Origin of the sequence: Mycoplasma marinum (assembly GCF_004335975.1) — a bacterium.
Classification (GTDB): domain Bacteria; phylum Bacillota_I; class Bacilli_A; order Mycoplasmatales; family Metamycoplasmataceae; genus Mycoplasma_K; species Mycoplasma_K marinum.
In genome coordinates this window covers 19,739-27,073 of the sequence record NZ_PSZO01000015.1, presented here as the reverse complement: position 1 = coordinate 27,073, position 7,335 = coordinate 19,739, and the positions used below count along the sequence as shown (strand labels likewise).

Sequence of the window (7,335 nt, the reverse complement as noted above, 5' to 3'; positions counted from 1 at the left end):
GTGCAATATACTTACCCTTAAACAAATTTCTTTCTATTTCTCGTTTAATTGTAGATTTTGCTCTTTTAAGTCTCTTAGCTATTTTTGAAATGCTTTCTACAACATTAATTTAAAAGGTATTCTATTTTCATTCTTTCTTCAAAGTTAATTTGTTTTAGTGTTTTGCGTAATTTATATGGTTTCCTTATTTAGTATTGTGGGGGCTTTTCGTTTGCTTATTTTGAATAATTGTATATAAAAAGCGCCTCACTTAAATTTTAACTCTAAGTGTTGCACTTTAAATTTCAATCGAGGGTAGAATCCTTTTTGAATCTGCTTTTTTCGATCTTTAAGATTTTTTATTTTTAAATAACTTACAACCAGGTTCTCTTTTCATAACTGATTGTCTAAATGAACTTTCCTCTTTTTTGATCATTCTTTTAATATTTTCTCTATGCTTAACTACTACTAATATAGAAATTAGTAATGTAAAACCTGGAGTTATTCAAAAATGAACACAGTCAAAATAGCAACCACTGCCTGGGGACATTATAGTTGTTAACATACCATTATTGAATCAAGGTATTAAAGATAAAAACACAATAAATATTGTCATTGAAATTGAAGAGAATGAAATCTTATCAACAAAATAAACAATTACTCAAAAGAAGATAATAACTAATAATCCAGCTACTACATTCCATGCCATTACAAATCCCAAGAAAGCTGAAACCCCTTTTCCACCTTTGAATTTAAAAAATATTGGTCAAATATGCCCTGCAAATACAGCAAAAGCTACTAACTGTATATAAACATAATCGAATCCGTGTTTTATTTGAGTTTTTAAAATCCAAAATATAAATGCTGTTAATGTAACTTTTGTTCAGTCGATAAAAGAAATTAACATTCCAGCACCAAAACCTGTTTTTCTAGCCATATTTGTTGCTCCGGCATTACCAGAACCACTACTTCTTATATCCTCTTTCATCATCTTTTTAGATACTAATATTGATGTATTTAAAGATCCAATTAAATAAGCAATAATAAATGCTAGTATATTGAATCCTATTATATTTCCTAATGTATTTTCCATAATGGAATAATTATAGTGAAAAAAACGCTTTCATAACATATAATGTTAATATGTCTAATTACAACGCAAGCAGTATTAAAGTATTAAAAGGCCTTGAGGCCGTTAGAAAAAGACCGGGTATGTATATTGGTTCAACCGATATTAATGGGTTGCATCATTTAGTTTGAGAGATAGTAGATAATTCAATGGATGAAGTTTTGGCAGGTTTTGCAAATAAGGTAAAAGTCGTACTTAAAAACGATGGTTCAGTAATTGTTGAAGATAATGGTCGTGGTATACCTGTAGGTAAACATGAATCTGGAAAATCAGCGATTGAATTAATATTTACAGAATTGCACGCAGGTGGTAAATTTTCTGAAGGAGCTTATAAAACAGCAGGAGGGCTACACGGTGTTGGTTCTTCAGTTGTTAATGCAATGTCTATCAAATTAGAAGCTACCGTTTATAAAGAAGGTTTTGAATATCTCACAGTCTTTGAAAATGGTGGAAATATAACTCAAAAAACAACTAAAATAGGTCCAACTAACAAAAAAGGTACAAGAATACAATTCTGACCTGAATACAAAATATTTAAAAATTCAAAATTAAATTACGCAAGAGTTTCCGAAAGATTAAGGGAGGCTTCTTTCTTGGTATCGGGTGTGGAGATTTCAGTCAAATCAGAATTTGATAAAAAATCAGAAACTTTTAATTATTCTAATGGGATTGAAGCATTTGTTGAGTTCGTAAACACTTCAAAGACTAAAATTAATAAAAAACCCGTAACTTTTAAAGGTGAATCAAAAGAAATAGAAGTTGAAATTGGTTTCCAATATACAGAAGCTTATCAAGATACAATAATTTCCTTTGTTAATAATGTTAAAACAAGAGACGGTGGTACTCATGAAACTGCACTTAAAACAGCTTGAACCAAAACTGTGAATGAGTATGCGAGAATGCAAGGACTTATTAAAACAAAAGATAAAAATCTTGAAGGTACTGATATTAGGGAGGGCTTGACTGTTGTTATCTCAGTAAGAATACCTGAAAAAATATTAGAATTTGTTGGACAAACAAAAGATAAACTTGGGACTCCTGAGGCGCGTGAAATAGTGGATAATATTATTTCCCAAAAGCTTGGATTTTGGTTGCAAGAAAATAAAAAAGATGCACATTCAATAGTTAATAAAGCCAAAAAAGCTGCTGATGCAAGGAATGCTGCTAGAAAAGCTAGAAATGATGCAAGAAAAACAAAATCAAAATTGAATAAATCAAAAATATTATCAGGAAAACTTACACCTGCTCAAGCTAAAAAACCTGAAGATAAAGAGATATTTCTAGTTGAGGGTGATTCTGCTGGTGGATCAGCAAAACTTGGTAGAGACAGGAAAACTCAAGCTATATTACCTTTAAGGGGTAAAGTTGTTAATACTGAAAAAGCTAAATTAATAGACATTCTTAAAAATGAAGAAATTGGAACAATGATTAATACAATTGGTGCTGGAATTGGTGCTGAATTTAATCTTAAAGATGTTCAATATGGAAAAGTTATAATAATGACCGATGCCGATACGGATGGTGCTCACATACAAACTTTATTATTAACATTTTTCTTTAGATATATGAGACCGCTTGTTGAGGCTGGTATGGTTTATATTGCATTACCTCCATTATATAAAGTTTCTAAAAAAACATCAAAAGTAAATATTGAAGAATATGCATGAGATGATGAAACTTTGCGTGATTTATTAGAAAAATATAAAGGTGCTGACATCCAACGTTATAAAGGTCTTGGTGAAATGAATGCCGATCAACTTTGAGAAACAACAATGGATCCAAAAACCAGAACACTTATCCAAGTAACTGTTGATGATGCGGCAATAGTTGAAAGGCGTGTTTCTACACTTATGGGAGACAAAGTTGAACCTAGAAAAAAATGAATTGATGAAAATGTTATTTTCACTATGGAAGATAATTTCCAACAATAACCTTAAGTAGGTTATTTTTTTAACAAAATTAATTACTCTATAAATATTGATATTGAGCATGGTCCTTTTCTACATAGTTAGTTTTAATTTTAATAAAAAATATCAAGGTGCTAATAACTATTGTTATAATTAATTAATGAAAATAATATTAGCAGGAACACCTCAATTTGCTGTAAGGGCATTTGAAGAGGTTATAAATCATTTTGAAGTAGTTGGAGTTATAACACAACCTGATAGACCAAAAGGGAGAGGTCAAAAAGTTGTTGAAACACCAGTTAAAGAATTAGCCAAGAGATATGGTATTAAAATTTTTCAACCAGAAAAAATATCAGAAATTTATGATGAATTAAAAGAAATTGACTTCGATATTTTTCTAACTTGTGCTTACGGTCAAATAATTCCAGAAAAAATTCTTGAATTACCAATAAAAGCAGCATTAAATATTCATGGGTCTCTTTTGCCAAAATATAGAGGTGCAGCACCTATTCACTATTCAATTTTAAATGGAGATGATAAAACCGGAATTACATTAATGCATATGGTTAAGAAAATGGATGCTGGAGATATGATTTTTAAAGCTGAAACACCAATAGAGGAATCATATACAACTGGTCTTATGTTTGAAATACTTTCTATGGTTGCGGCGGACAACATACAAGATTGATTAAAAAAAATTGAGATGGATACGTTTGAAAATATACCGCAAGATGAAAAGAATGTTACCTTTTCTCCTAAGATTTCTAAAGATGAGTGTCAAATTATTGATAAACATACAGTTTATACTGCTCAAAGAATGATCAAGGCATTTAACCCCTTTCCTGGAGCATATATCATCAAAGGTGGAAAGAAATTCAAGATCTTGAATTACTCAACAAATAGTGAGGGAATTGAATATAAATTAAAAGATGGTTCTATTTTTATTTCTGAACTACAAGCACCTGGAAAAAAGGCGATGAATTACAAAGAATTTTTAAAAGGCAATGAGTTTTAAACTCATTTTTTTACTTGCTTTTTCGGAATATAAATATTATTTATTATTTTTATTAGCACTATATTAGAATTTAATTTATAATTTTTACACTATGAACAAGAAAAATATAAGAAACTTTGCAATTATTGCACATATTGACCACGGTAAATCAACTTTGGCAGACAGAATTTTAGAACAAACAAACACTATACAAAAAAGAGATCTTAATACCCAACATATGGATACTATGGATTTAGAACAAGAAAGAGGTATTACTATAAAACTTAATGCCGCCCAGATTGAATATAAGGAACATATCTTTCACTTAATTGACACTCCTGGTCATGTTGATTTTACATATGAGGTATCAAGATCTTTGGCAGCGTGTGAGGGAGCTTTGCTATTGGTTGATGCTACCCAAGGTATTGAGGCGCAAACGCTAGCTAATGTCTATTTAGCTTTAGATAATGAATTAGAGATAATACCCGTTATAAATAAAGTTGATTTACCATCAGCGGATCCTGAAGGGGTAAAAAAACAAATTGAAGATGTTATAGGAATACCAGCTGATGATGCTATTGAAATATCTGCTAAAACTGGTCAAAATGTCGACAAAGTTTTGGATGAAATCATCAAAAGTATTCCAGCTCCTGAAGGTGCAGATGATAATAAACCTTTAAAAGCGCTTGTATTTGATTCGTATTTTGATCCATATAGAGGTGTTGTTTTACTTGTTAGAATTTTCGAAGGAAGAATTAATAAAGGTGATGAATTTGTATTTATGTCTTCAGGAAACAAATTTGATGTTACCGAACTTGGTATCAAGAATCCTGCCGAGGTTAAAAAAGAATGATTAGAATCAGGAGAAGTTGGTTGAATAGCTGCTTCAATTAGGGATGCAAAAGATGTTGCTGTCGGGGATACAATCACACTTTCAAGCAACCCTACTAAAGAGCAACTTCCTGGGTATAAAAAACTAAATCCTGTTGTCTTCACTGGTTTTTATCCTATTGATGGTAAAGATTATGAACAGTTAAAAGAATCTTTGGAAAAAATCGCTCTTTCTGATTCGTCTATTACGTTTGAGCCTGAAACTTCATTAGCTCTTGGACACGGATTCCGTGTTGGATTCTTGGGAATGTTACATATGGAAGTACTGCAAGAAAGATTAGAAAGGGAATTTAATGTACCCTTAATAGCTACTGCACCTTCTGTAGAGTTCAATGTTTACAAGACAGACGGGAGTTTAGAAGTTATTTCTAACCCAACTAAATTACCAGACCCTTCATTTATTGATTATATTGAGGAGCCTTTTATTAAAGCTACCATTGTTACACCTGAAGTTCATTTGGGAGGGATAATGGAATTATGTCAAAATAAACGTGGTGAATATTTGGACTTGCAATACATTGATAATACAAGACGTAAAATAGTTTATAAATTACCTCTTGTTGAAATAATCTTTGATTTCTTTGATAAGTTAAAGTCAATTTCAAAAGGATATGCAACTTTTGACTATGATTTTGTAGGTTACGGAAAATCAGATCTTATAAAAGTCGATATATTACTTAATTCAGATAGAGTTGATGCATTTTCATTTATATGTCATAGAGATTTTGCTTACTATAGAGGTAGGGATTTAACTAAAAGGCTTAAAGAAGTTATTCCTAAACATAACTTTGAAATACCTGTTCAAGCAGCAATTGGAGCAAAGGTTATTGCTAGAGAAACAATCAAAGCTTATAGAAAAGATGTTACTGCTAAACTTTATGGTGGAGATAGAACACGTAGAGATAAACTTCTTAAAAAACAAAAAGCAGGTAAAAAAAGAGCTAAACAATTTGGTTCTGTTGAAGTTCCTCAAGATGCTTTTTTACAAGTCCTTAGAACGGATAATGATAAATAATAATAAAAACTTAGATAATCTAAGTTTTTTTATATAATTAATTAATAATGAACACATTAATAATATCATCCGCAACATTCGGGTTAATTATTTTAATAATTACCTTCCTATTAATAAAAACAAAAGATATTGCTAAGTACAATATTTTTATTTATGTTTCTTTATTTATTTTTTGATTTGTTATGCAAATATTCAAAACGAATCTTAGCAATATTAAAAATACAAGTGAAATAAATAGAATTTTAGTTGATAAACCTTGAGTATGGCCAATAATAATATCACTTTATCAGATGACACAAGTTATAGTTAGAATTCCAATTGGGGTGATTTGTTCTAAGTTTAAATCCCGTAAATTAGGCATTCAATTAGTGGCAGTGGTATTTATCGTTACAGCTACTACTACAATAATATCAAATTTTGCATTTTGATCAGTTATTGCAACTGTTATTGCTGCTGGATTTGTTGGGGCTACTTTTGGATTAAATTCACAATATTGATCTGAAAATTGAAATATTTCCAAAGTTTTCAAATCCTCTGTTATTATGTATACAATTCCATTAGCAACAGCAGCTCTTGGAAACATATTTAAATATTCTCTAACTAACGGAGTGATAGATATGGGGAGTTTAAGATGGATAATACTTGCTTCGTTAATATTTGGTTCTTTCTATTTAATTTTATACACATTGACCAAAGAGCGAAAAGAAACAATCGGTTTAGATTTAGGTGCTCCTGCTGAAATTGCTAAAACATCAAAAGGTTACTCTATGATTTGAAAATTATCTTTTTCGGCTTGTTCAATGGCATTTTTGAATAATTTATTAATTAATGAAAATGTAATACAACAAATGGGTATTTCAGGAACAAGTGAAAGCAATTTATTTTCATTAGTCTCAATTGTCACATTATTAGTTGCTATTTTTACCGGAGTTTATCTTGTTAAGAATTTTGATATAGTGCTTATTAAATATTTATCATTTGTAACGGTTGTAATTGGGATAGTTATAGATTTATTCTTAGTTATTTTAAAGGTTAATTTACCATTAGTTTGAGCACTTACAAGTTTACTTATAGTGTTTGGTTCAATTACATTCCAGATTACTTTATTTGGGGTTACATTACACTTAGACCACAAGCATCCCGCATTAGTTTTGGGAATTTTTCTTACAACAAGATCCTTCTCATATGGTGCTGGACAATTATTATCAGATGAAATAATAATCAATTCACCAATGAGTACAAATAACGTCCTTTTATCGATACTTTGTATTTCAATATTTATTACGATAATCGCAACTTTATTTTTTATTGTTAATCATAAAAAAATGGATAGACTTTATAAAACTCTTCAAGAATATGAATTTGGGTTCAAATAATATAATTAGTAATAAATTAGTAGTTAGTAAATAATTAGTAATAA

Annotated in this window: 6 protein-coding genes; 4 read left to right on the top strand and 2 right to left on the bottom strand. The window is 30.0% G+C overall.

Annotated elements, in window-relative coordinates:
- Positions 1–91 (bottom strand): helix-turn-helix domain-containing protein (locus C4B24_RS05270; RefSeq protein WP_394343192.1); only part of this gene is annotated, 91 nt, incomplete at its 3' end.
- A 237-nt stretch (positions 92–328) separates the two neighbouring features.
- A complete protein-coding gene (locus C4B24_RS03260; protein WP_168388340.1) occupies positions 329–1,072 on the bottom strand; it encodes a glycerol-3-phosphate acyltransferase in 744 nt (247 codons plus the stop codon).
- 50 nt (positions 1,073–1,122) lie between these two features.
- Between C4B24_RS03260 and parE the strand changes: the two genes are divergently transcribed.
- From parE to C4B24_RS03240, 4 genes are all read left to right on the top strand, one after another.
- Complete coding sequence (gene parE / locus C4B24_RS03255) at positions 1,123–3,039, top strand: DNA topoisomerase IV subunit B (RefSeq protein WP_131599327.1); 1,917 nt, start codon at positions 1,123–1,125, stop codon at positions 3,037–3,039.
- A 136-nt stretch (positions 3,040–3,175) separates the two neighbouring features.
- Positions 3,176–4,030, top strand: coding sequence for a methionyl-tRNA formyltransferase (gene fmt, locus C4B24_RS03250; protein WP_131599325.1), 855 nt, complete (start codon positions 3,176–3,178; stop codon positions 4,028–4,030).
- Between the two features lie 91 nt (positions 4,031–4,121).
- Positions 4,122–5,915, top strand: coding sequence for a translation elongation factor 4 (gene lepA / locus C4B24_RS03245; protein ID WP_131599323.1), 1,794 nt, complete (start codon positions 4,122–4,124; stop codon positions 5,913–5,915).
- Between the two features lie 47 nt (positions 5,916–5,962).
- A complete protein-coding gene (locus C4B24_RS03240) occupies positions 5,963–7,291 on the top strand; it encodes an MFS transporter (RefSeq protein ID WP_131599321.1) in 1,329 nt (442 codons plus the stop codon).
- Positions 7,292–7,335 lie beyond the last annotated feature (44 nt).